Genomic DNA, 24,987 nt, shown 5'->3' with positions numbered 1-24,987 from the left:
CAGCTCAGTGCCCGAGGCGCTGGCGGAGGCCGGAGGCGCGCTGGGCTCGGCGGGTGATCGCGGCGGTGACGGCGTCGGGGGTGCCGACGATGCGTACGCGCTCCTGGGCCCGGGTCACCGCGGTGTAGAAGAGCTCGCGGGTGAGCAGGGGTGAGTCGTCTGGCGGGAGCAGGACGGTGACGGACCTGGCCTGGCTGCCCTGGGACTTGTGGACGGTCATCGCGTGCAGGGTCTCGATGTCGCCGAGCCGTGAGGGGGCGTACGTCGCGCCGCCCGCGATCGCGACGCGGAGGTCGCCGCCGGCGTCGGTGTAGGTGACCCCGGTGTCGCCGTTGAAGAGACCGAGGCCGTAGTCGTTGGCGGTGACGAGGACCGGCCGGCCCGGATACCACTCGTGACCCCAGCCGATGCCGAGCGGCTCACCGGTGGTCTCGGCGAGTCCGCGCTCGACCTGCCGGTTCCAGTGGGCGACACCCCAGGGGCCGTCGCGGTGGGCGCAGAGGAGGCGCGACTCGTCGAGCATCTGTACGCAGCGTTCCGCGTCGCCCGCGAGCGCCGCCTCATGGAGGGCGGCGGCGTGCGTGACCAGGCCGCGCTCGACCTCGGCCACCCGGGCCTCGTCGGCAGGGTCGACGAGCTCGACCGCGGGGTCGCCGGACTTCAGTACGTCGAGCGCCGCATCCGCGTCGCCGACCCGCAGCGCCTCGGCGAGGGCGCCGATCGCGCCACCGAAGCGGTGAGTGATGCGGAGTGCGGCGACAGCGTCAGGCGAGCGCACGGCGAGTCCGGCGACGAGGTCGGAGAGCACCGCCCCGGCCTCGACGCTCGCGAGCTGGTCGGGGTCGCCGACGAGGATCAGCCGCGCCTCCGGGCGTACGGCCTCGAGGAGCCGGGCCATCATCGTCAGCGAGACCATGCTCGTCTCGTCGACGACGATCACGTCGTGCGGCAGCCGGTTGGTGCGGTGGTGCTTGAACCGGGTCGACGAGCCGGGTCGCCAGCCGAGCAGCCGGTGAAGGGTCGACGCGGTGAGACCTGCGAGGCGGCTGCGGTCGGCGGCGGTGAACTGCGGCGCCCGCTGGGCGCCCTCGACGGCCTCCTGCAGGCGGGCGGCGGCCTTGCCCGTCGGGGCGGTCAGCGCGACCCGCAACGGGGTCGAGGACTGCTCGGTGAGCAGCGCCAGCAGCCCGGCCACGGTCGTCGTCTTGCCGGTGCCGGGACCTCCGGTGAGCACCGTCGTCGACTGCCGGGCGGCGGCGAGCGCGGCGGATCGCTGCTCGGCGTAGCCCGCGCCCGGGAAGAGCCGGGCCGCGGTCGCCTCCAGCAGGGTCTCGTCGGCCACGGGACGCGGCGAGGCCAGGCGGGCGAGCAGGTCGTCGCGTACCTGCCCCTCTTCGCGGTGATAGCGGTCCAGGTAGAGCAGGCCGTCCTCGACCTGCACCAGGGACTGCGCCGCCAGTGGGCTGTCGGCGACGGTTTCCAGCCAGCCGGCAGCAGCCGGCCACGGCAGCGTCTCCTCGGTCTCCCGCAGCGCGGCCAGGTCGACGCACACCGACCCGTGCCGGACCGCGCGGACCGCCAGCGCCACCGCCAGTCGCACCTCGTCGCGCTCTTCCCCGGCGAGCGCGGAGGCGCGGGTCGCGACATGTACGTCGGCCGCGGTCAGCACACCCTCGCGGTTGAACGACGCGAGCAGGCCGGTGGCGGACCTGGCCAGCCGTGCGTCGAAGGGGTCCTCGGACTCCCACCGCTCGATCATGAGGCCACTCCATCCGGAAGAGTTCCGTCCAGCAGGTCGGACAGCGCGACCGCCAGGGACGCGGGCGGCTGCCAGGTGAAGACGCCGGTCGGGATGCCGTCGACGACGGGCGTGTCCGGGCCGAGCATCCCGCGCACGTAGAGATAGAGCACGCCTCCGAGATGCTTCTCGGGGTCGTATCCGGGCAGGCGCCAGCGCAGGAAGCGGTGCACCACCGCGGAGTAGAGCAGCGCCTGCAGCGGGTAGTGGGAGTGCAGCATCGCCTCGGCGAGCTTCGGCTGGGTGTAGTCCATCGCCTCCACGCCCAGGAAGTTGGTCTTGTAGTCGACCACCACGAATCGTCCGCTCGGCAGTCTCAGCACCACGTCCACCGAACCGGTCAGGTAGCCCCGCAGCGACTGGTCGCCGAGCGGCGGAGCCTCCAGCCGGTCGGCGTACGTGACCATCGGGTCGTCCGCCTGAAGGTGAGCACGCAGGAGCGGCGCGAGGTCGCGCAGGCGTGCGTCGGGATCATCCGACCCGCGGGTGTCCCCTCCCCCGAGCGGGATCTCGAAGTCGAGCTCGCGCAGCCGGTCACGCAGCGGGATCTCGGCCAGCGTCAGCCCGTCGGCCAGCGGGCCGAGCGGGGTCAGGTTGAGCGGCAGGATCCCGGTCGCGAGATCCTCGGCCGAGGCCGGCACCGGCCACCAGCGCAGCTGCTCGCGGGTCCTGGTCAGCACCTCTTCGCCGAGGTCAGGGGCCTGCGGGTCGGTGTGCTCCAGGACAGCGTGGACGAGCGACCCGAAGCCGGCGCCCTTGGGCAGCTCGGCCATCGGCGAGAGGTGATCCTCCTCCGCGGGCGTCTCGACGAGATCGACGTCCTCGGCGATGGGCTCGTCGTCCTTGCCCTCGACCTCCGGCTCCGAGGTCGCCGCGACGCCCTCGTCGACCCGGATGAGCCCCGAGTAGGACGTACGCCGCCACTCGGCGTCGACCTCACGGGTGAACGGCCGCGCGGCGAGCATGCCGGGCGGCGCCTCTCGCACCGTCGGCGCTGCCGTGACCGGCACCGCTTCTTCGGCCACTGGACCGGCGTGGCGCGCGACATTGCTCAGCAGACTTGCCGCGTCCTCGTCGTTCGGCACAGCGACGTCGTCAGGAACCGCCGGTTGGCCAGGACCTCGCCCGAACAGCAGCCGGTGCAGTCCGCCGGTGGCCGTGTTGGCCGTCGGCGCCCACCACGCGACGACCTGGGACTGAGCCCGGGTCAGCGCGACGTACAGATCTCGCAGCTCCTCCCCCAGCTCCTCGGCCTGGTGTCTGGCCAGGTGCTGGGCCCACTGCGCGCCGGTCCGGGAGACGTCGATCGTCCGCTGCCCCGAGGCGTCGTGGAACCGGGCGACCTCCGGGTCGCGGACGAAGAAGTCGTAGGCGAAGGGCAGATAGACGATCGGGTACTGCAGGCCCTTGGACCCGTGCACCGTCACGATCTGCACCGCCGCGGCGTCCGAGTCGAGCCGCCGCGGCCGCTCGGCGGCGGCAGAGCGCCGACGCTCGTCGCGGAACCAGGCGAGCAGCGCCGGCAGCCCGAGCGAGTCGCGCACCGAGATGTCGTGGAGCAGCTGCCCCAGATGACGTACGTCGGTGAGTAGCCGGTCCCCGTCGGTGCGCCGCAGCACGCGCGCGGTGAGACCGCGCTCCTCCGCCGCCTCGATCAGCGCGGCGACGCCTCGGCCACGCAGCAGCAACGCCCAGCCACGCAGCGTGTCGGCGATGCGCGAGGTCAGCGCCTCGCCGCCCGCGTCGAGCTCGGTCGCGGTGTAACCGAAGAACACGCTCAGCCCGGCCGCCCTCACCAGCGGCGTCCGGTGGGGTGAGTCGAGCGCCTGCAGCAGCGCGAGCCAGTCCTCTCCGGCGGGAGTCAGGAAGACGTCGCCGCCGCCGGCCATCACGGCCGAGATGCCGTGCTCCTGCAGCACGCGCTGGACCAGTAGCCCGTGGGAGCGCACCGCGACGATGACTGCGACGTCCCCGGCCTTGACCGGAGAATCGCACCACGTTGCCCCGGAGCCGAGCAGCTCGGCGATGTCTCCGGCGAGGTCCCGGGCGATGTGGGTGCGCGCGTCACCGGCGGTGATCATCTTGCCGCGGGTGAGCTTGAACCCTTTGCGGGCGACGCGGCGGATCCGGAACGGCGCCGGATGCGGGGCACCGGCCAGCCGCGAGCCGGCGTGATGGGCCTTCACGTCATGGACGACGATCTCCGGAGAGCCCAACGCCGCGCCTCGCAGGACCACTTGGAGCCGCTCGACCAGCGGGGCGTCGCTACGCCAGTTGGTGTCGAGCGTCGCCTGCGTCTCGGCCGCTCGGGCGGCGGTCAGATAGGTGAAGACGTCACCGCCGCGGAAGGCGTAGATCGCCTGCTTCGGGTCGCCGATGAGCACGAGCGTGGCGTGGCCCTCGAAGGCCCGGGAGAGCACCTGCCACTGCACCGGGTCGGTGTCCTGGAACTCGTCGACCAGCACGATCCGCCACCGCTGCCGCATCCGAGCCCGGGCCGGCGCCGAGGTGTCCTCGAGCGCGACCGCGAGGCGGGAGAGCAGGTCGTCGTAGGACAGGACACCGCGCATCTGCTTGCGCCGGTCGACCTCGGCCCGGACCGCCTCGGCGAACCGCACCCGCGCTCCCGCGACCGGGTCCTCGGCAGGCGCCGGGGCCAGCACCGACTGCGGGTCCTCGACCGCGGTGCGCGCCAGTCCCAGCGCGTCGTCGCGGTCGAAGGGCGGTCGCTCCCGGGCCTCGCCGAACCACTTCAGATAGAGGTCGTCGACGACCTCCACGACCAGCTCGTCGAGCGACTCGACCAGCTCGGCACCGGCGTCGGTGTCGCCGGCCACTCCCAGCGAGCGCAGCACGAGCTGGCAGAACTGGTGGGTCGTCGCGATCGTCGCCCCGTCGAAGGAGGCGAGTGCGTCGCGCACACGCTCGTGGCGTACGCCTATCTCCTCATCGGGCACGTCCAGCAGCAGCTCTAGGTGGGCGTCGAGCGGGGTCGGACGCTGGCCGGCGACGGCGGCCGCGAAGGCTCGCTCGGCCTCGACCAGGTGGGAGCGCACCCGGTCGCGCAGCTCCTGGGAGGCGGCGCGACCGAAGGTGATCGCCAGGATCTCGTCGAGCGTCGCCTCGCCCTCGACGACGTAGCGAGTGACCAGGGCGCCGATGGTGAAGGTCTTCCCGGTGCCGGCCGAGGCCTCGATCAGCGTGGTGCCCGTCGGGAGGGGACCGGTCAGGTTGAATCCGTCCATCACCAGCTCCCCTGCTCGGCGGTGAGCAACGGCGACCAGACACGCATCGCGAGCGCGCCGAAGCGGGTCGTCTCCCCGTCGAACTCCTCGCCGGCCTCCGGCGGGTCACCCAGCCCAGGGATCCCGGACCCCTTGCCCCAGGCCCTCACCTGCTCCACATCGGACTCCTCGCCCTCGAACCGTCCGTCGTTCCAGTCCCAGCCGGCCTTGTAGAGCGCGTCGTCGATGCCAGCCTGGGTCCGCCGCTGGCGCGCGTAGGTGAGCGAGGTCTTCAGTGGCAGCGGCAGCGGTGCGGCGAGCCCCCGGTCGCGCAATCGCACCAGGTCACGCAGCACATCGACCGCGGTGTGGTCGAGCGGCCCGAGCTGGGAGAGCCCGTACGGCGTACGCGACCGGGAGTTGCCCGGACGGCCCAGCGTCCAGGCGCTCCAGGCGCGGTCCTCGTCGGAGGCGGCCAGCGCGACCAGCTGCACCCACGACTCGATCCGCTGCTTGGCACCCAGGCGCGAGTACGTCACCGGAGCGAGCCGGTCGCCGTAGACCTGCGGGACGGTGCCGGTCAGGCGTCGACCGTCACCGAGGTCGACCTCGACGTCGACGGCCCGCGCCTGCCCCGTGGAGATGCCCGCCTGCCGCACCCGCAGCGCCTCGGCCGCGATCGGCTTCGCCTTGGTGATCACGTCGGTGAGGATGCGCCAGCCCAGCCACTTCGGAGGCAGTACGCCGCGGCGCCACTCCTGCTGGGTCGCCTGTTCCTCCGACATCCCGGCAAGCAGGTCGTGGAGCAGCCGGTCGCCCACCGACCACTGCCCCAGGCCATCGAGCTCGACCGGTAGACCGTCGGAGAGCGGGTCGTCATCACGCGGCAGCGCGAGGTCCAGCCGGTCGCGGAAGAACGCGCGCACCGGCGCGCGGTAGAAGGCCAGCAGCTCCTCGAGCGTCAGGTCTCCAGCTGTCGCCGGTGTCAGCGGGCCGGGCAGGAACTCCGGCGGCTCGACGCGGTCGGACACCGCGGCGAGAGCGCCGGCCTCGGCGGCCTTGTCGAAGGAGAAGGAGTGTCCGGGGACCAGCACCCCGGGCGTCAGGTTGCGCGGGTCGAACGGCTGCAGCGGGTGCCTGGTCGTCACGACCTCCTTGACCGGCCTGCCATCCGCAGAGACGGCGGTCGCGTCCAGCGTGTCCAGCAGCTCCCCCAGCGGCACCGCGGGCGGCCGGGGCTGGCCCGAGTACTCGTTGGCGCCCGTGTAGGTCACCACCAGCGTCTCGGTCGCCGCCAGCAGCGCGTCGAGGAACAGCTGCCGGTCCTCGCTGCGCAGGTCGCGCTCCCCGGTCTGCGGGTCGCGGGCCAGCAGGTCGTCGCCGTCGGTGATCCCGACCCTCGGGAACACTCCGTCGTCCATGCCGAGCAGGCAGACCACGCGATGGGGCACCGACCGCATCGGCACCAGCGTGGACACCGTCAGCGTGCCGGTGCGGAAGTTCGCCCGCGTCGCGCGGCCGGCCAGTCGTGCCCCCAACAGCGCCCGTACGTCGGGCAGTCGGAGCTCGTCGACCTCCTGCCCTGCGGCAGCGTCGCGCACCCGGGACAGCTCCCTGGTCACCTGGCCCGATTGCCATTCGTCGTTGGTCGAGACCGACGTCAGCGCGGCGACACCCTCCTCGATCACCTTCAGCCAGTGCCTCAGCGGATGCACCCCGGCCAGCTCGTCGGTCACCTGCTCCAGCCGATCGACGAGCTCGGCGAACCTCCCGGCCAGCTCGACGCTGCCACTTCCCACGTCGTCCAACGGCAGGGTCGTGTCCAGCCAGGTCGCCGAGTCCTCGGACATCGCGACCCCGGTGAGGATCCGGTCCATCCCGAAGCGCCAGGTGTTCGCGACGTACGACTCCAGCCCGAAGGGCTCGCGGTGCTCCGCGTCGAAGCCCCACCTGATCCCGGCGTCCTTGGCCCAGTCCTCGAGCTGCTCCAGGGCGTCGTCGTTGAGCCCGAACCGGCGTCGCACCGGGTCGAGATGAGCAAGATCGAGTACGTCGCTCACTCCCGCCCGGCCGCCGGCCAGGTCGAGCAGCCGGGTGGCCACGTCCAGCAGTGGGTTCGTACGCGTCAACGACCGGTCCGCCAGCTTCACCCGCAGCCGGTGAGCGGGGTGTCCGGTCTCGCCAGTCATCTCCCCCAGCCCGAACCCGGCCTCGATCAGCGGCGCGAAGGTCTCGATGTCGGGGCACATCACCAGGACGTCCCGCGGCTCCAGCGTCGGGTCGTCCTCGAGCAGCCCCAGCAGCACCTCACGCAGCACCTCCACCTGCCGCGCCTCGCCGTGGCAGGCATGCACCTGGATCGAGCGGTCTTCGGGCTCGATCACCCGTCCGGCATTCTCGCCGACCGTGTTGCCCCGGATGTCCTCCTGCAGCCATCCCAGCAGCCCGCCGTTGGTTGAGCCGCCGGAGCCGCTCAGCGAAGGCGTGTCGAAACCAGCACAGTCGCTCTCAGAAGCGAGCCCCGCCAGACCTCGCTGCAGCTCCCGCGTATCCCGCCCCAGCGTCGCCAGCAACGGATGCCCGACCGCGTCGTGCGACCTGTCCGCCGTCCGCGCGACCGTCCCGTCCAGCCCTGCGAGCGCCTCCCACAGGGCCGCGGAGGGGTGCGGCAGCCACAGGTGCACCTCCCGGTGCTCCCCCAGCGCCGCGACGAGCTCGATGTCGGTCACCGAGAGCCGGGTGTGCCCGAACAACGAGACCCGCTCCGGCAGCTCGAACTCCTGGGGCTTCTGCTTCAGCCGAGCGACCGTCGCCGCCTGCCGCTCCACCGGCGTCGGCCCCCCGACCAGCCCGGCGACGGCCCGCCACAACGGCGGCTGCCACGCCAGATCGTCGGCGATCTTCCCCCCGAGCCCGTCCGTGTCCAGCCCCGCACTCCAGTCGGCGACCACCGCAGGCCGCTGGTCCGCGTACCCAGCGAACAACCGCGCCAGCCGCCGGGCCAATGCCAGCCGCCGCCCCCGCCGACGTACGCCTTCCTCCGTCGTATCCCCGTGCCCCAGGTGCATCGCGAGGGGCTTGGCCCAGGGCTCGTCCAGCGATGCGTCGATCGCCGCCAGCACCGGCCAGGTCAGCGACTCCGGCGCCCAGGGATCCTCATCCCCCGTGCCCGCAACCTCAGCGAACAGCGACCAGGGAGACCGGAAGTCGACCCCCGCACAGATCCCGTCCCCTCGCCCCTCAGCAGCCCCCAGCCGATGCGAGAGCCGCTGCGACAACCACCGCTCCACCCCCCGCGCCGGCACCACCACGACCTCCGTCGCGAACGGATCCCCCAACGGCACCGACAACAGCTCACCGAGCGAGTCGGCGAGCAGATCGGTCCGCGGCGCGCGGTGCAGATGTACGACCACAGACCGCAACCTATCGGGAGGTACCGACAGGGGACCTCACGACTCCACAGAGCCAGACAGGTACTCACCTACTGCGCTCAGGCTGGCCTCGAGTCGCGTCGAGTTGTTGCTGGCTCAGCCTACGAATTTGAAGCTCGGCATCACCTGGTTGATGTACCCGTCGATTTGCTCGCGGGTTGCGAGTTCGGCGTTGAACGCCCACGCGACCGTCACCTCTGAGCCATCGATCACAGTCCCGTACGTGTCGAGAGAGTCGACGCCACCATGAAGCTCGCGAATATGGAAGAACGTCTGTCCACCAAACTTCACGTCCTCGAGACGCTTCGCGTCAGACCCTGCGACCTTGAGTCGCCCCTCGGCTAGCTCCTCGGTGTCCCCGGCGAGTGTGATGTCCGCGTTGAAGGTCCCTGTTCCGTACGAAGTGCCCGAAGAATCCACGGGAGTGTTGAGCGTGGCACGCTCGGTCTTGGACGGAGCCGTCACCTCCCAGTCCGAGGGCACCCGAATGTGAGCTCCGTTCACTTCGATGGCCTGCGGTTCAGCAGCAGGTGACGCGGTTTCGATTGACTCGACCGATGCAGGCCAGGAAGGGTTCGACGAACCCGACGGATCCTTCGCGCTGCCGCAACCGGAGAGGGCGACGACGGTCACCGCGGACACAGCGATGGCAACGAATCGAGCATTGCTGTGACCCGTCCGAGATGGAGTCATGCCTGAAGCGTAGTCATCCCGGCAGGTACTAGGCAGCACCCGAGGGCTGAACTCGTTCAGCCCTCGGACTTGAACGTGGGCATCACCTGGTTGATCCAGGTATCGATCTGCTCGCGGGTAGCCAGATCAGGGTTGAAGGACCAGGCAACGGACACCTCGATGTCGCCAAGGAGGGCGCCGTAGAGGTCGTAGGTCTGCGCCTCGCCAGATCCGCGAATGTGGAAGAACGTGGTCCCGCCGAACTTCACGTCCTGCAACCGCTCAACCTTCGAGTAATCGCCGATGACGCTGTCACGGCTCGTCTCGGCGAGTTCGTCGGTGGAGAGAGCAAGCGCCGAGCCAGCATTGAAGATGCCGCGCCCAGCCCGATAACCAAGCTCATCCTTCGGCGAACTCATGACGTAACTAACGCCATCCTCCAAACTCACGGCCCAGTCCGGTGGCGCCTTGAACTGCATCCCCTCCAGTTCGGCAGTCTTCCAATCCGAGGCGGGCTCGGCTGAGGCGGAATCGCTCGGTGAAGCGGAACCGCTTGCGGTCGGCACAGTGCCGGTTGGTTCGTCGCTGCCGCAGGCTGACAGACCCGCCGCGAGAGCAACAAGAGCAGCAAGAGCGGCCATCGACTTAAACTGGGGGTACGTCCGAGATCGGCTCATGCCGGAGAGCGTATCGGCTCCCGGACGTAGTCCAGTTCCGGTCGACACCCCATGGGGTCTGCTGTTTACTTGGAGCAACATCCGGACACACTCGGGAGGCTTGCGATGACTGGGTCGCGCTCAACCGGGGTCAACAAGCCCCTCGTCAATAAGATCAAACAGGTTCTCATCGACGACACCGTCAAGGTCGACAAGATTCACGTCGACAAACCGGGCGCTGGCGCCTTGGGCGGCAGCCAGACTGGGGAGGCCCTCGAAACTCTCATGAACCTGGCCACGGAGCGAATCAACTCGGCCCTCTCGGAAACGTCGAAGGCCATGGTCGCCTTCGTCGATGGGCTCGATGACGCCGTACGCGCCGTCGAGGACGCCGACGAGGAAGCCAGGACGGCTTTCCAGAACCACATGACAGCTGCGGTAGACCTGATCAGCCAGCCATTCTTCGACAATCTGGCGAGGGATGCCAGGCTGAATCTGCCTGACATCAACCTCCCGTTCTTCCCTGACCTCGGGGCGCTAGAGGAAGCGGCCACGCGGTCGAAGTTCGGCCAGGACGAGGAGGGATGACCTATGGGCCCCAGAGGCAGGATGATGAACATCCTGAAGGAGTACGTTGTCAACGCCAATCCCGAGGAAGTCGAAGCACGGCTGACCGACTGGGAGACTGCAAAGCGCACTTTTGAGGAACTCGCGCGCGACCTCCACCTCGCTGAAAAGCGAGTGCCAGAGGCGTTCGAGGAGACTTCCTATACCGCCACGGCGGCTCAGGACGCGTTCAGGACTGCGGCTACGAAGCTGACGAACAAGGTTCAACAACTCACCGCTGCCATAGATGCTCTCTCTCAGGCGCAGACCACGACACGGAACGCACAGAAGACTCACGAGAAGCTGGAACAGACGCTCTCTTTCGAGCCCGTTTCCGCGCCTGACGCCTCAGCGTCGAAGTACGCGCAGTCCGGCCCCGGCATCGACTCGGTTAAGGCAGTTCAGAACCAGAAGGCCCTGCAGGCCGACCGCAACGCGTACAACGCCCAAGAGGCGACGATCGCCGACGCTGAACAGGCCGCCGCCAAGCAGATCCAAGTTGTCGATCAGCAGAACTACACTTCCCAGCCCCCTGTTCGCGCCCTGACCGAGGAGCCTGGCACTCCAAACGACAGTGCTCCCAAGGCTCCCTCATCCCCTGGTTCGTATAGCGCCATCGCCGCATCCCGCGCCCAGATGGCGAAGTACAACTCCGGCACTCTGTACCCCGATGGCTGGGGGCACGAGCTGATCGCTCAGGAGAAGGCGAACATCGAAGCGCACCAGGCGGAGAACAAGCCTGAGTGGAACGGCACCCAGTGGATCAACGCTGACGGCACTCCCGCGCCCTCGACGTCGTACGCGATGGTCGAGACGGCTGACGGCCTCGCGCCGATGGCGGGTGGAAGCGGCGGGATGACCGCCCTGGCGATCGGTGGCGGCGGGGCTCTGCTCGGTGCTGGTGTGGCCAAGGCGCTTGCCAATAAGTTCGCGTCCGGAGCGGCTGCCAAGGCAGCGACGGCAAGCGCCACGTCGAGGTCCGCATCCGCCAGGGCCGGCGCTGCCGGCGCCCGCGCGGGTGCTGGCGCGGGAGCACGCGGAGCCGGGGCTGGCGCCCGTGGCGCCGGCGCCGGGGCAGGTGCCCGCGGCGCTGGTGGGCGTGGCGCCCGAGGCGGTCCGACGGGAGCGGGCAGCCGTGGCGGACGCGCAGGAGCCGGCGGTGCCGGCGGCCGGGGCGGCAAGAAGGACGACAAGAGGAACGGCCAGGACCAGGACTGGCAGGCCGACTACAGCGACGACTGGACCGAGACGGCCAGCGACGTCCTGGATCCCAACGCGGCCCGCGGCTGGACCCCGAACGCGCCACAGGGTGATGACTCCGGCGCCGACAAGAACGGCCGCAAGCCCTAGCAACACCTGCGCTCGCAGCCGAACCGCCGAGTTCAGCCACGGAACACAAACCGTGGCTGAGGTCGGCGGTTCGCATTGTCCGGGTGGCAGCGTCCTCAGCCTGGTTGGATGGTCGCGATGACCACGCTGAGGATGGATCGGCTCTCGATCGAGGGCGCTGAGGACCCGATCGATGGACCGCTGCCGTTGCTGCACGGCGTACCGCGGCCAGCGTTTGATTCCGGCGCCGCGCCCTATCCAGACATGGCGGCCAACCTCGAGTACGGCCGGCCGAGCACGCTGCTGCCGTACACGGCTCAGGACTCCTACACGCGCCGACGCGAGGCGCGCGATCTGCCGAGTCTGGTGGTGGAGAACGAGCTGCTCTCCGCCACCTTTCTGCCCGGCTACGGCGGGAGGCTGTGGTCGTTGGTGCATCGGCCCTCGGGCCAGGAGCTGCTGCACCGCAACCCCATCCTGCAGCCCGCCAACCTGGCGTTGCGCGACGCCTGGGTGGCAGGCGGGGTGGAGTGGAACCTCGGTGCCACGGGGCACTGGCCACTCACCTGCTCCCCGCTGCACGCGGTGAGCCTGACCGCACCGGACGGGACACCGGTCCTACGGATGTACGAGCTGGAGCGGATGCGGCGGGTCGTGGTCATGATCGACGCCTGGTTGCCCGCCGGATCGCCGGTGCTGCTGGTCCACGTCTCGCTCCACAACCCGGCACCGACCCCGACGCCGGTCTACTGGTGGACGAACATCGCGGTGCCCCAGCGTCCGGACGTACGCGTCGTCGCGCCGGCCGAGCGGGCCTTCCACTTCGACTACGCGGAGCAGCTGAGGCTGATCGACTTTCCGGAGACGGCGGGCGGCGACCAGAGCTATCCGGCGAGGTTCGCCCGGGCAGCCGACTTCTTCATGGACGTTCCCGACGGCGAACGCCGTTGGATCGCCGCGCTCGACGGCGACGGCCGTGGGCTCGTCCAGACCTCCACCGACCGACTCGTCGGCCGCAAGCTCTTCCAGTGGGGCACCGGTGCGGGCGGGCAACGGTGGCAGGAGTGGCTGTCCGGACCGGACGCTGCCTACATCGAGATCCAGGCCGGCCTGGCGCGTACGCAGCTCGAGCACCTCGCGCTGCCCGGAGGAGAGACCTGGGAGTGGACCGAGGCATTCGGCCTACTCGAGGTCGACCCGACACAGGTGCACGGCTCGTGGGAATCGGCCCGGGCGGCCGTGGATGAGGCGGTCGAGATGCTCGTGCCACAGACCGAGCTGGATGACGCGCTCAGCGTGGCCGGGCGCCTCGCGGGACCCGCGGACCTGCTCGCCCACGGGTCCGGGTGGGGCGCGCTCGAGGTCGCGGCCGGCGCTCTGCCGGCGGACCCACTGCGTCCGTTCGCGGCGTGCGGCGAAGATCAGAAGCCCTGGCTCGATCTGCTGGAGCACGGCCGGCTGCCGATCAGCGACCCGCCCGCGGCTCCGGTCATCGGTGCGCACTGGCGAGAGCTGCTGGAGGCCTCGGCCGACGACTGGCATGCGTGGTATCACCTCGGCCTGCTCCTGCTGGCCGACGACGATCGCCCCGGAGCGCGCAAAATCCTGGAACGGTCGGTCGCCGACCACCCCAACCCATGGGCCCTGCGCGCGCTCGCGCATCTCGCAGACCTCGCAGATCCCGCGGACCCGCCTGCTGCGGACCCCCTGCTCGAGGCCCACCGTCTCCGTCCCGACCTGCGCGAACTCACCATCGAGCTGCTCCAGGCGCTGATCGCCTCCGACCGCCCCACCGAAGCGCTCGAGGTGATCGCCGCCCTTGCCGACCCGGAACGTGACCACGGTCGGATCCGACTGTGCACCGCGCAGGCCGCGCTTGCCGTGGGCGACCTCGACGGGGTCCGCCGACTCCTCGACGCGGGCATCACGGTCGACAACCTGCGCGAGGGCGAGACCGCCCTGGACACGCTCTGGCTTGCCGTCCATCCCGGCGAGCCGGTGCCGCCTGCGTACGACTTCCGGATGAGTTCCGACTGACTACCGTCAGGCGACCTTGTTCATCTCGCCGGTGTGCTCGATGTCCTCGTCGAGCTGGTGGCGAGCTTCGGGGTGGCCGTGGAAGCGGTGGTAGGAGTAGCCCAGGATGGCGAGGGCGATGATGCACGACCCCAACAGTGTGACGCCGGTCCACGCGCCACCGAGCAGCCAGAAGGTTGCCTCGAGGGGCCACCAGTGCGGCGCGGGCGGGCTGATCAGGAAGACGACGCCGACAGCACCGATGGAGAGGGCCCCCAGCGTCGAGGCCACGATGCGCGGCCAGGTCTCGACGCCCTCGGCGACACCGCGCATGGCGCGGAGGCGGACCGGCTCGACATAGCGGCGAGCCCAGGCGTACTGGCGGGAGAGCACGGCCAGCCCCCCGAAGAGCATCAGCAGCCCCGGCCCCGGCAACACCATCGCGGCGATACCGGCGACCACGAGCAGCCACCCAACGGTCTCGTAGGCGAGCCGCTTCGCTGCGGCTCCTGCGAGGGACTTCATGCCAATAGCCTGCCATTCGGGGACAACCCCGAGAACCACTAGGGGAATTTTACGCCTCATGCGGCCAGGTCGTACTTGACGCCCTCGGGGCTCGGGAACTTCAGCCACAGCACCGCGAGGACGATGTCACCGATCACCGGTACGACCAGGACCAGCTGCCACCACCCGGAGCGGTTGATGTCGTGCAGCCGCCGCGCACCGAGCGCGATGGTCGGCACGAACGCCACCAGACCGTAGAGACCGATCACGAGGCTCACCACCTCGTCTCGCGCGAGGACGAGGACGATGAGCATCAGAAGGTTCACGAGCATCGGCCAGAGCAGCTCAGTGCGGCTGGCGCGACCCGAGAATGTCGCGTACTTCTTCCAGAACCGTGCGTACGCCTCGGTGATCGAGGCCGCACGGAGCGGCTGGCTCAAGGGGATCGTCACGGGCAGGAACCTTAGGTGCGGGACATCGGCTACGTAAATGTCTGGCCGGGCATCTGTTCCAGATACGAACAAAGTTCATCTTCCCGTAGGAAACGAACGCAGACGGAAACAACAGGGGCGGCGTACGGAAAGAAATTCCGTACGCCGCCCCCGGCTGTGGTCTCGATCAGGCCTGAGCGGCCTCGTCGATGGCAGCAGCGACGCGCTTGTGCGCCTCCCAGATCTCCTCAGGCAGCTTGAACTGCTTGAGGTGCTCCTCGCGGAAGCCCATCTCCTGCTTCCAGCGGTTCAGGTCGAGGGAGAGGATCCGGTCGAGGTCCCTCTGCGGCAGGTCGAGGCCGCGCAGGTCGAGCTCGTCCTCGGTCGGGATGACGCCGACGGGGCTCTGCTGGCCCTTGACCTCACCCTTCTTGAACTGCAGCAGCCACAGCAGCGCGCGCACGTTCTCGCGGTAGCCGGGCCACAGGAAGTGGCCGTCCTCGGAGTCACGCTGGAACCAGTTGACGTGGGCGAAGACCGGCTTGTCGGTGGCCTCGCCGATGATCTTCAGCCAGTGGCGGGCGTAGTCGCCCTCCTCGTAGGCGAGGAACGGACGCATCGACATCGGGTCGTAGCGGAGCACGCCCTCGAGGCCGTCGGCCGCGGCGGTCGCCTCGGCACCCAGGGTGAGACCGTCGTAGACGCCCTCGGCGACGTCGGTGATCGCGCGGATCAGCGGCTCGCGGTCACGGGTGCGGCCACCGAAGATGATCGCGTCGACCGGCACGCCGGCCGGGCTGTCGTAGTCGGGCGCCGCGTTGGGCACCTGCGAGATCGGCGCGGTGAAGCGGGAGTTGGGGTGGGCCCACGGGTCGCCCAGCTCGTCGTCGATCCGGTCGGCGATGCGCTCGCCCTTCCAGTCGATCCAGCCGTCGAGGTCGTCCGGGTGGTGCTTGGTGAGCCCCTCCCACCAGACCTCCTGGGTCTTCTCGTTGTAGGCGACGTTGGTGAAGATCGCACCCGAGCCCGGCAGGATCGCCTTGATGGCGCCCGGGTTGGTCTTCTCGTTGGTGTCCTTGGCGACGCCGAAGACGCCGTTCTCCGGGTTGAAGGCGTAGAGCTTGCCGTCCTCGCCGACCCAGATCCAGGCGATGTCGTCGCCGTAGAAGGTGACCTCGTAACGCTCACCGAGGGCGTCGGGCGAGAGCGTCATCGAGAGGTTGGTCTTGCCGGAGGCGGACGGGAAGCCACCGACGACGTGGAACTCCTCGCCGGTCTCCTTGTCCTTGATGCCCAGCAGCAGGAACTGCTCGGCCAGGAACTTGCCGGAGGCGCGGCCGTCGTAGCAGGCCTGGCGCAGGCCGTGGGCGATCTTGCCCAGCAGCGCGTTGCCGCCGTAGGAGGAGCCGAAGTGGAGGATCGTACGCTGATCGGCGACCGTCGCGAAGAGACGCTGGTCCTTGTCGGTCCCCTGCCCGAGGTTGGGCAGGTCGCCGGTCACGTGCACCGCACGGACGAAGGAGTTCGGGTCCGCGAGGTTGTTGATGTAGTCGATGCCGACGCGGGCCATCCGGATCATCTGCTGCACGACCGGTCGGCTGTCGGTGAGCTCGACACCCGCGGCGTACGCCTCGAGCGGCGAGCCGGCCGGAGCCATCAGGTAGGGGATGACGTACATCGTCTTGCCCGCCGAGGCGCCGGTCATCCGCTCGGTGAGCGTCTTGACGGTCTCGTCGGCCGGCTTCCAGTTGTTGTAGACGCCCTTGTCCTCCGGGTTGGAGGTGGCGACCACGGTGCGCTCCTCGGAGCGCGCGGTGTCCTTGCTGTAGGAACGGCTGTAGTAGCGGCCGCCCGTCACCGGGAGAAGCTCGCCCGCTGCCAGTGACTCCTGGAGGAGCCGCTCGTCGTCGGCTGCGCTGACAACCTCGATCTGCTCGGCTCCGGTCACCCCTGCCCAGTAGGAGACATACTCCCGCACATGAGGATTCGTCAGCCCCGCCTCATCGAGGACCTTGTCCACGTCAACCATTCCGACACCCTTCAAAAGTTTCGCCGATTGCAGGCACGTTACCCCAGTTGAAGAGGGCTCCAACCGGGGTACCGTGCACCAGAGTGGGTCATCGATCACGGGCCTGGACAATTGATCGATCCAACTGCAGGCGATGTTCCGATAGCCGGTCCTGAGACCCTTGTGACCCCCATGTTTAAGTGAGAAACGCCTCATTTCGGCGAGCGGTCCGTAATGTGGATGTGACGCCGATGTCGCATGGTGACACGGATTACATCTAAGGTTTCGCGAGTGATCCCCCAACACAAAGACGTTGAATTGTTTCAATTCCTGAGCGGTCCAGAGGTCGCCTGATGGACCTCATTCTCGGGACCTTCGCCGCCTCCTTCGCCGGAGGACTCTTCCCCGTCATCAACTTCGAGACCTACCTCGCGGTGGCCGCCTCGAACCTGACCTTCTCCGCCCTGGTGCTCGCCCTGGTGGCGGGAATCGGCCAGACCAGCTCCAAGGTCGTCTGGTACTACGCCGGCCACGGCACCACCTCGCTCCCCATCGTCCGCAAGAAGATGTCCTGCGAGAAGTGGCAGAAGCGGATGGAGAAGTGGGAGCGGCGTACGCAGGGCCGGCCCGCCTACGCCGGCGGGCTGCTCGCGGTGGCCGCACTCAGCGGGCTTCCGCCGCTGGCGATCCTGGCGGTGGTCTACGGCACGCTCAAGGCCAACCTGATGCTCTTCGTCGCGATCACGTTCGTGGGCCGCGTACTTCGGTCCTGGATGATCCTGGAAGCCGCCGCGTTCGCGTGGTTGCGGACATAGGACCCGAGACGCGCTGACCCGGAGATCGGGCAGAGCCTAGGCTGTCCGCATGCCTCAACCAGCCGGATTCGTCGGAGTCACCGCCAACCTCGGACTCAAGGAGGGCGCTGACGACTTCGCCGTCGTCGCCGCCCCCTCGGGCCCGGTCACGAGCGCTGCGGTCTTCACCCGATCCCGCTTCGCCGGCGCCTCGGTGCTGCTCTCCCGAGCCTCCGACCTCTCCGCGTACCGCGGCATGGTCACCATCTCGAAGAACGCCAACGTCGCGACCGGGCCGACGGGTGAGGCCAACGCCCTGGAGGTACGCCGCCTGGCCGCCGAGGTCGTCGGCGCCCGCCCCGAGGAGCTGCTGGTCGCGTCGACGGGCGTGATCGGCGTGCAGTACCCGATGGACGTCCTCACGCCCGCGCTCGAGAAGCTCGTCGGGACCGCCGGTGACGCCGACTTCGACGCCGCTGCGGCGGCGATCATGACGACCGACACGATCGCCAAGATCGAGACCCGGTCCGTCGGCAACGCGACGATCACCGGGATCGCGAAGGGCGTCGGGATGCTCGAGCCCGACATGGCCACGATGCTGACCTACTTCTTCACCGACGCCGCGGTGCCCGCAGCCGAGCTCGACGCGGCCTTCCGCCGGGTCGTCGACCGCACCTACAACGCCGTCTCGATCGACACCGACACCTCGACCTCCGACACGGCCGCGATCTTCGCCTCCGGCACGGCCGGGACGGTCGACATGGGTGAGTTCGAGGCCGCGCTCTACGACGCCGCGCTGGCGCTGGTGAAGAAGATCGCCTCCGACGGAGAGGGCGCCTCCAAGCTGATCACGGTCTCGGTCAGCGGCGCCCGCGACGACGCCCAGGCCAAGCGAGTCGGCAAGGCCATCGTCAACTCCCCCCTGGTCAAGACCGCCGTCCACGGTGCAGACCCCAACTGGGGCCGCGTCGCGATGGCCATCGGCAAGCTCCGTGAGGAGACCGACATCTCCCCCGAGCACGTACGCATCGCCTTCGGCGGCACCGAGACCTACCCCGCCCAGGTCTCTGCAAATCTATTGGCAGATTTGTCGACTTATCTGTCTGGCGATGAAGTCTCGATCGAGGTCGACCTCGGCATCGCCTCGGGTGAGTTCACCGTCTACGGCTGCGACCTCACCGACGGCTACATCCGCATCAACGCCGACTACACGACCTGAGCCACCCTCGACCAGCGGTCAACCGGCCTGCGCGGAGCGCTCCTCCGCGAGAAGGGCCGCGGCGCGACGTACGACCAGCTCGATCACGTCGGGATGCGGGCCGATGACGTCGGCGACGATCTCGGCTCCCGCGGCCGAGGCGCGCGAGCGGACGAGGTCGGAGAAGAAGCCGGGGGCGAGCAGGTAGGGCGAGACGGCGTCGCCGGGGCGTACGACGTGGTCGATGGGCGGGGCGCCGGAGCCGGAGACGGTGGCGACCCTGACCGGACCACCCCAGGCCTTCTCCAGCATCAGACCGGCCTCCGCGATGTCGGCCCGGGCAGACGGGTCGTTGGAGCCGGCGGCGACCAGGACGACGGGCTGGCCGGGGACCGCGCCGGCGGCGACCAGCCGGGAGACCTGCGCGGAGGCGAGCAGCGGGTCCGGTCCGAGCGCGCGGCCCATCGCCACCGGCAGCCCCTCGGCGGCCTGCGGCAGGTCGACCTTGATGTGGTAGCCGGTCGAGAGCAGCAGCGGGACCACGACCGACGGCTGAGCGTCGGCCAGGACGTCGGTGAGCAGCGGCTCGCAGAGCTCGACGTACGCAGCCTTCGACTCCATCCCCAGTACGCGACCGGCGCGCTTGGCGATGATCGAGGCGACCGCGTTGCCGAGCAGCTGCCGGGTGCCGTGGGCGACGACGACGAGCCTCATGAGCCCACCGCCAGCCGGTAGCCGCGCTTCACGACGGTCTGGATGGTCTTGGTGCCGAGCGCCGAGCGGAGCCGGGCGACCGCCATCTCGACCGCGTGCTCGGAGCCGGCGGTGCCGGAGGGGAGCATGGCGAGCAGGGCCTGCCGGGAGACGACGATGCCGGGGTTGGCGACGAGAGCGCCCAGGACGGCGGCGGGCGCCGGGGAGAGCTTCACCTCGGCGCCGTCGAGGATCACCGCGTCGCCGTGGAGCAGCAGCTGGTGGCCACCGGCGAGCTCGATGAGGAGGCCCTCGCGCCGCAGCGGCAGCTCGGTCTCGAGCATCTTGACCATGGCCGCGGTGCGGGAGCGCTCGGGGAACATGGTGGGTACGCCCCACATCTCGAAGGCGGCGGCGGTCACCGGACCGACGCAGGCAGCGACCACATCGGCCTGGAACGCCGCCACGACCTCGTCGCGCAGGCCGACCGAGCCGGCGGCCTGCATGAACGCGGCCACAGCCGGCGCGGACGTGAAGGTGACCGCGTCCAGCTCACCGTCGGTCAACGTCTCGACCAGCCGGAACATCGGTTCGGGGTCCGCTGCCGACTCGACCCGGTAGACGACCACGTTGATGACCTCGGCGCCCTGCCGGGTCAGCGCGTGCGCGACCATCGACAGCGACTGCCCGTGCTCCTGCACCACGATCCGCTTGCCGGTCAGGTCGCGGCCGCGCAGGTGCTCCAGGACGTCGTCGAACTCCTCCGACTCCGGCGCCCACAGCTCCCGCAGCCCGCGCCGACGGATCGCCCCGACCGACTTCGGTCCGCGGGCCAGGATCTCGGCGCCGCCGAGCGTCTCCAGGAGACGGTCGAGCAGTCCCCACTCCTCCGCGGCGTCGAACCAGGCGCGGGTCCCGATGCCGGTCGTGGCCAGGAACATGTCGATCTTCTGGCCGATGATCTGCTCGGTCACCGCACGCAGCGCGCCGGCGTCGACCCGGTTGGGGTCGACGGAGAGCGCGGGGGCCCACACCACGTGTGCTCCCCGCCTCTCGAGCAGGTTGATCTGCTCCTCGGCCTTCCGCGCCGCGGTCACGCCGACGCGGAAGCCGCTCAGCGCGCGACTGTCCACATCGGAATCGTAGGTCCCCTGGATCATTTGTGCCGCGTTCGTCATCGCCGGGCGCCGACCCGGATCTCTCCGTCGACGACGTCGACCTCGTAGGTCGCGACCGACACCGACGGATCGTCGAGGCACTGACCGCTCTCGAGCGAGAACGGCTGCTTGAGCAGCGGCGAGGCCACGAACGGCACCTCGCCACGCGTCCCGACGATCCCGCGGGCGAGCACCGAGGCGTGGCCGTACGGGTCGAAGTTCGACAGCGCGAAGACCCGGTCGTCGAGGGTCCGGAAGACGGCGACGGCCTCACCGCGCACCAGCGCGGCGATGCCCGTCTCCGGGTCGATGTCGTCGAGGCGACAGACGGCGATGTACGTCACGGTCTGGGTCTGGGTCTCGGTCATCGCGTCTCCTCAAGGGTGGGCATTCCGACAGGGATCGAGGAACCGAGCGAGACCGGGCCGGTCTGATTGTCTCGGGCTCCGCTTCGACCGACAGCGGCCGGCTCCTCGCCCACCTCCGGGACGATCTGGCCACGGGTGGACCCGAAGGAGATGTTGGGGTCCGGGATGTCCGGGGCGTTGACGAAGGAGACGAACCGCTTCAGCTTCTCCGGGTCCTCGATCGTCGCCTTCCACTCGTCGAAGTAGCCGTCGACGTGCGTGGCCATCGCGGCCTCGAGCTCGGTGCCCAGGCCGAGGACGTCGTCGACCACGACCTCGCGGACCCGGTCCAGGCCGCCGTCGAGGGAGTCGATCCAGGTCGAGGTGCGCTGGAGGCGGTCGGCGGTGCGTACGTAGTACATGAGGAAGCGGTCGAGGTAGCTGACCAGCTCCTCGGTGCTCAGGTCACCGGCGAGCAGCTGGGCGTGGGCCGGGATGGCTCCGCCGTTGCCCCCGACGTACAGGTTCCAGCCCTTCTCGGTGGCGATGACACCGAAGTCCTTGCCGCGGGCCTCCGCGCACTCGCGGGCGCACCCGGAGACGCCACCCTTGAGCTTGTGCGGCGAGCGCAGCCCGCGGTAGCGGGTCTCCAGCATGATCGCGAGGCCGACGGAGTCCTGGACGCCGTAGCGGCACCAGGTCGAACCGACGCAGGACTTCACGGTCCGCAGAGACTTCCCGTACGCGTGGCCCGACTCGAACCCGGCGTCGACCAGTCGCTTCCAGATCGCGGGCAGGTCCTCCATCCGGGCACCGAACATGTCGATGCGCTGGCCGCCGGTGATCTTGGTGTAGAGGCCGAACTCCTTGGCGACCTCACCGATCACGATCAGCCCCTCGGGGGTGATCTCGCCGCCGGGGATGCGCGGGACGACCGAGTAGGAGCCGTTCTTCTGGAGGTTGGCCAGGTAGGCGTCGTTGGTGTCCTGGAGCTTGCGGTTCTCCTTGGCCAGCACGTGCCCGTTGAGCTGGCTCGCCAGGATGCTCGCGACGGCGGGCTTGCACAGGTCGCAGCCGCGGCCGGTGCCGTGGGCCTCGATGATCTGGTCGAAGGTCTTGTAGCCGTGGATCAGGACGACGTCGAAGAGCTCGGCGCGGGTCATCTTGAAGTGCTCGCACAGGCTGGTGTCGACGGTCTTGCCCTGGGCGGTGAAGTAGTCCTCGACGATCTTCTTCACCTGCACCTTGCAGGAACCACAGGTGCTCCCGGCCTTGGTCTCCTTGGTGACGTCCGCCGCGCTCTCGCAGCCGTTGTCGACGGCCGCCTCGATGTCACCGCGGGTGACGTTGTTGCAGGAGCAGATCTGCGCCTCGGGAGGAAGCTGAATTCCTCCCCCACCGCCACTGGACTGGGGGAGGATCAGCTCCTCCGGGTTCTCCGGAAGGACCATGCCTGAGGCGACCATGGGACGCAGCAGGCCGTACGCGGAGGCGTCGCCGACCAGCACGCCGCCGAGGAGGCGGGTGCCGTCCTCGCTGATCACGAGCTTCTTGTAGACGCCGGCAACCGCGTCGGAGTAGGTCAGCTCGAGGCACTCGTCGGTGGTGCCGTGCGCGTCACCGAAGCTCGCGACGTCGACACCGAGCAGCTTGAGCTTGGTCGACATGTCGGCGCCGGTGAAGGTGCCGGCACCGCCGAGCAGCGCGTCGGCGACGACCTCGGCCATGTCGTAGCCGGGGGCCACGAGGCCGTACATCTTGCCGCCGGGCGCGGCGCACTCGCCGACCGCCCACACGTGCGGGTCGGAGGAGCGGCACTGCTCGTCGACCAGGACGCCGCCGCGCTCGGCCAGGTCCAGGCCGGCGGCGCGGGCGAGCGCGTCGCGCGGCCGGATGCCGGCCGAGAAGACGAGCATGTCGATCGGCAGCGGCTCCTCGACGTCCTTGAACTTCAGGGCGCTGACCTTGCCGTCGAGCACGCCGCTCTCGTCCTCGTCCACGACCGAGATCTCAGCGACGGAGTCCGGCGAGATCGATTCCGTCATCACCCCGGTGTGCACGGTGAGGCCGAGCTTCTCGATGTGACGCTTGAGCGTGTTACCGCCGGCGTCGTCGACCTGCACGGCCATCAGCCGAGGCGCGAGCTCGACCACGTGGGTCTCGACGCCGAGCTGGTGCAGCGCGTTGGCGGCCTCCAGCCCGAGCAGGCCACCGCCGATCACGGCTCCGGTCTTCGCGGTCTTCGCGGCCTCGCGGATCGCCTCGAGGTCCTCGATCGTGCGGTAGACGAAGACGTTCCCCAGCTCCGAACCCGGCACCGGCGGCACGAACGGGGCCGCTCCGGTGGCGAGCACCAGCTCGTCGTACGCCATCTCCTCGCCGTCGGCGAGCATCACCGTCTGGGCGGCGGGGTCGATCTCGACGACGCTCGTGCTGGTGCGCAGGGTGACCCGCGGGTCCTCGTAGACGCCGGAGGGCAGGAAGGAGAGTGCCTCGGCGCCGACCTCGAAGAAGCTGGTGAGGGCGACGCGGTCGTACGCCGGACGCGGCTCCTCCCCGAAGACCACGATGTCGTGGGTCTCGGTGAGACCGCGCTCGATCGCGGCGGTCACGAAGCGGTGACCGACCATGCCGTGGCCGACGACGACGACCTTCTTGCGGAGGTGAGGGCTCATGACGTAGTTCCTTCCAGACTGAGCTTCGTTGCATTGAGCTGAGTGCCGCTGGGGCGAGTGGCCAGGAGCTGGCGTACGGTCGGCGCGCAGCCACCGCATCCGGTGGTGGCGCGGGTGGTGTCGCGTACGTCCTCGAGGGACCGGCACGCCCGGATCCGGCCGGCGCTGACACCGGCGCAGGCGCAGACCTCCGCGTCGTCGGGGAGCTCCGGACGGGGACCGTTGGACGGCTCCGGCAGCAGCAGCTGGCCGGCCTCGTGCTCGCCGAGCACCGTCTGCCGGTCGAAGGCCTGGGTGATCAGACCGACCCGGCTCAGGTCACCGACGAGGGCGCCGGCGACGATGCGGCCGTCGCGTACGACCAGCTTGCGGTGCGTGCCCTTGACCGGGTTGGCGATCTCGACCACCTCGCCCGTCTCGTTCTGGGGCTCGCCGAGGACGCAGACGTCGAGGTCGGTGGCGCGCAGCCGGGCGACGACGCGGTGTCCCTGATAGGTCGCGGGGCCGCCGGCCAGGACGTCGGCGAGGACGCCGGCCTGCTCCCACGCGGGCGAGACGAAGCCGGTCACGGTCGCGTTGTGCTCGGCGCAGTCGCCGATCGCGTAGACGTCCGGGTCGTCGACGCTGCGCAGCTGGTCGTCGACGACGATGCCGCGGTTGACGGTGAGCTCGGCGCGGCGGGCCAGGTTGGCGCGCGGCCGGCCGCCGGCGGTGAGCACCACCAGGTCGGTCTCGAGGGTGTAGCCGTTGTCGAGCTTGAGCCCCTCGTCGGTCAGCCTGGTCGCGCGGGCGCCGAGGTAGACCTGGGTGCCGAGCTTGGCCATCGACCGCTTGAGCACCTTGCCGGCCGACGCGTCGACCTGGCTGCTGAGCAGGTGGTCGCGGCCCTCGACGATCTCCGTCTCGATGCCGCGGACCGCCAGGGCGCGGGCGACCTGGAGACCGAGCAGGCCACCGCCGACGATCACGGCGCTGCGCGGGTGGTCGTGGAGGGTGTCCAGCAGGCGCGCGCAGTCGTCGAGACTGCGGAACGCCTGCACCCGCGGGTCCAGCGAGCCGTCCATCCGCACCACGCCGCGGATCGGCGGCAGGGTCGGGATCGCCCCGGTCGCCAGCACGACGGCGTCGTAGGGAACCGTCGTCCGGTCGGCGAGCTCGACCTCGTGGCGGTCACGGTGGATGTCCACGACGAGGCTGTCCAGGCGGAGGTCGACTCCCCTGTCGGCGTACCACTGCTTCTCGCGCAGCGCGAGCGCCCCGGGACGGTGGGTGCCCTCGAGCACGGCGGAGAGAAGGATCCGGTTGTACGGAGCGTGCTGCTCCTCCGCGAGCACGGTCGTCTGCGGGCCGAGGCCGCGCGCGACCAGTCCCTCGACCAGCCGCGCCGCGGCCATGCCGCCACCGATGATGACGATCCGCTTCTCGCTCACGGGCTCACTCACGGGCTC

At 69.8% G+C, this 24,987-nt stretch carries 18 protein-coding genes; 5 read left to right on the top strand and 13 right to left on the bottom strand.

Features of this window, described 5'->3' with window-relative positions; genetic code table 11:
* Nucleotides 1–4 precede the first annotated feature (4 nt).
* The 5 genes from recD to ABZY89_RS01040 all read right to left on the bottom strand — a co-directional run bounded on the left by recD (nt 5) and on the right by ABZY89_RS01040 (nt 9,766).
* Entirely contained in the window at nt 5–1,759 is a 1,755-nt protein-coding gene (recD, locus tag ABZY89_RS01060; RefSeq protein WP_355223937.1) for an exodeoxyribonuclease V subunit alpha, read from the bottom strand.
* Nucleotides 1,756–5,043 carry a UvrD-helicase domain-containing protein gene (locus tag ABZY89_RS01055; protein ID WP_355223935.1) on the bottom strand — a complete coding sequence of 1,096 codons (3,288 nt, stop codon included), beginning with the start codon at nt 5,041–5,043 and terminating at the stop codon, nt 1,756–1,758. The genes recD and ABZY89_RS01055 overlap by 4 nt, the downstream gene beginning before the upstream one ends.
* Entirely contained in the window at nt 5,043–8,435 is a 3,393-nt protein-coding gene (recC, locus tag ABZY89_RS01050; RefSeq protein WP_355223934.1) for an exodeoxyribonuclease V subunit gamma, read from the bottom strand. Before recC ends, ABZY89_RS01055 begins: the two co-directional genes overlap by 1 nt.
* A gap of 114 nt (nt 8,436–8,549) precedes the next feature.
* Nucleotides 8,550–9,146, bottom strand: a complete 597-nt coding sequence (locus ABZY89_RS01045; protein ID WP_355223933.1) for a hypothetical protein — start codon at nt 9,144–9,146, stop codon at nt 8,550–8,552.
* Between the two features lie 56 nt (nt 9,147–9,202).
* Nucleotides 9,203–9,766: a hypothetical protein gene (locus ABZY89_RS01040; protein WP_355223932.1), complete on the bottom strand. Its 564-nt coding sequence runs from the start codon at nt 9,764–9,766 to the stop codon at nt 9,203–9,205.
* 141 nt (nt 9,767–9,907) lie between these two features.
* On the opposite strand from ABZY89_RS01040, the gene ABZY89_RS01035 reads away from it, so the two are divergent.
* From ABZY89_RS01035 to ABZY89_RS01025, 3 genes are all read left to right on the top strand, one after another.
* Nucleotides 9,908–10,369, top strand: a complete 462-nt coding sequence (locus tag ABZY89_RS01035) for a hypothetical protein (protein WP_355223931.1) — start codon at nt 9,908–9,910, stop codon at nt 10,367–10,369.
* 24 nt (nt 10,370–10,393) lie between these two features.
* On the top strand, nt 10,394–11,737 hold the full coding sequence (locus ABZY89_RS01030) for a hypothetical protein (RefSeq protein ID WP_355223929.1): 1,344 nt from the start codon (nt 10,394–10,396) through the stop codon (nt 11,735–11,737).
* Between the two features lie 117 nt (nt 11,738–11,854).
* Complete coding sequence (locus ABZY89_RS01025; protein ID WP_355223927.1) at nt 11,855–13,753, top strand: DUF5107 domain-containing protein; 1,899 nt, start codon at nt 11,855–11,857, stop codon at nt 13,751–13,753.
* 6 nt (nt 13,754–13,759) lie between these two features.
* On the opposite strand, the gene ABZY89_RS01020 is transcribed toward ABZY89_RS01025, so the two are convergent.
* The 3 genes from ABZY89_RS01020 to ABZY89_RS01010 form a co-directional block, all read right to left on the bottom strand.
* The gene (locus ABZY89_RS01020; protein WP_355223926.1) at nt 13,760–14,257 is read right to left on the bottom strand and encodes a PGPGW domain-containing protein; all 498 of its coding nucleotides are present in this window, start codon (nt 14,255–14,257) and stop codon (nt 13,760–13,762) included.
* 56 nt (nt 14,258–14,313) lie between these two features.
* On the bottom strand, nt 14,314–14,688 hold the full coding sequence (locus ABZY89_RS01015; RefSeq protein ID WP_355223925.1) for a DUF805 domain-containing protein: 375 nt from the start codon (nt 14,686–14,688) through the stop codon (nt 14,314–14,316).
* A gap of 166 nt (nt 14,689–14,854) precedes the next feature.
* A complete protein-coding gene (locus ABZY89_RS01010; protein WP_355223924.1) occupies nt 14,855–16,696 on the bottom strand; it encodes a phosphoenolpyruvate carboxykinase (GTP) in 1,842 nt (613 codons plus the stop codon).
* Nucleotides 16,697–17,028: 332 nt separating this feature from the next.
* On the opposite strand from ABZY89_RS01010, the gene ABZY89_RS01005 reads away from it, so the two are divergent.
* Nucleotides 17,029–17,490, top strand: coding sequence for a hypothetical protein (locus ABZY89_RS01005; protein ID WP_355223922.1), 462 nt, complete (start codon nt 17,029–17,031; stop codon nt 17,488–17,490).
* A 49-nt stretch (nt 17,491–17,539) separates the two neighbouring features.
* Entirely contained in the window at nt 17,540–18,688 is a 1,149-nt protein-coding gene (gene argJ / locus ABZY89_RS01000; RefSeq protein ID WP_355223920.1) for a bifunctional glutamate N-acetyltransferase/amino-acid acetyltransferase ArgJ, read from the top strand.
* Nucleotides 18,689–18,706: 18 nt separating this feature from the next.
* On the opposite strand, the gene ABZY89_RS00995 is transcribed toward argJ, so the two are convergent.
* From ABZY89_RS00995 to ABZY89_RS00975, 5 genes are read right to left on the bottom strand one after another with little or no spacing between them, the layout of a single operon-like run.
* Nucleotides 18,707–19,381, bottom strand: coding sequence for a CbiX/SirB N-terminal domain-containing protein (locus ABZY89_RS00995; protein WP_355223918.1), 675 nt, complete (start codon nt 19,379–19,381; stop codon nt 18,707–18,709).
* Nucleotides 19,378–20,493, bottom strand: coding sequence for a uroporphyrinogen-III synthase (locus ABZY89_RS00990; RefSeq protein ID WP_355223916.1), 1,116 nt, complete (start codon nt 20,491–20,493; stop codon nt 19,378–19,380). Before ABZY89_RS00990 ends, ABZY89_RS00995 begins: the two co-directional genes overlap by 4 nt.
* A 41-nt stretch (nt 20,494–20,534) precedes the next feature.
* Nucleotides 20,535–20,885, bottom strand: a complete 351-nt coding sequence (nirD, locus tag ABZY89_RS00985) for a nitrite reductase small subunit NirD (protein WP_355223914.1) — start codon at nt 20,883–20,885, stop codon at nt 20,535–20,537.
* A complete protein-coding gene (gene nirB / locus ABZY89_RS00980) occupies nt 20,882–23,539 on the bottom strand; it encodes a nitrite reductase large subunit NirB (RefSeq protein WP_355223912.1) in 2,658 nt (885 codons plus the stop codon). Before nirB ends, nirD begins: the two co-directional genes overlap by 4 nt.
* Nucleotides 23,536–24,981 (bottom strand): FAD-dependent oxidoreductase, encoded by a 1,446-nt coding sequence (locus ABZY89_RS00975; protein ID WP_355223911.1) that lies wholly within the window; start codon nt 24,979–24,981, stop codon nt 23,536–23,538. Before ABZY89_RS00975 ends, nirB begins: the two co-directional genes overlap by 4 nt.
* Between the last annotated feature and the right edge of the window lie 6 nt (nt 24,982–24,987).

It is taken from the genome of Nocardioides sp. NPDC006303 (assembly GCF_040613175.1).
GTDB lineage: Bacteria > Actinomycetota > Actinomycetes > Propionibacteriales > Nocardioidaceae > Nocardioides.
This window is presented reverse-complemented; position numbering and strand designations above follow the sequence as displayed.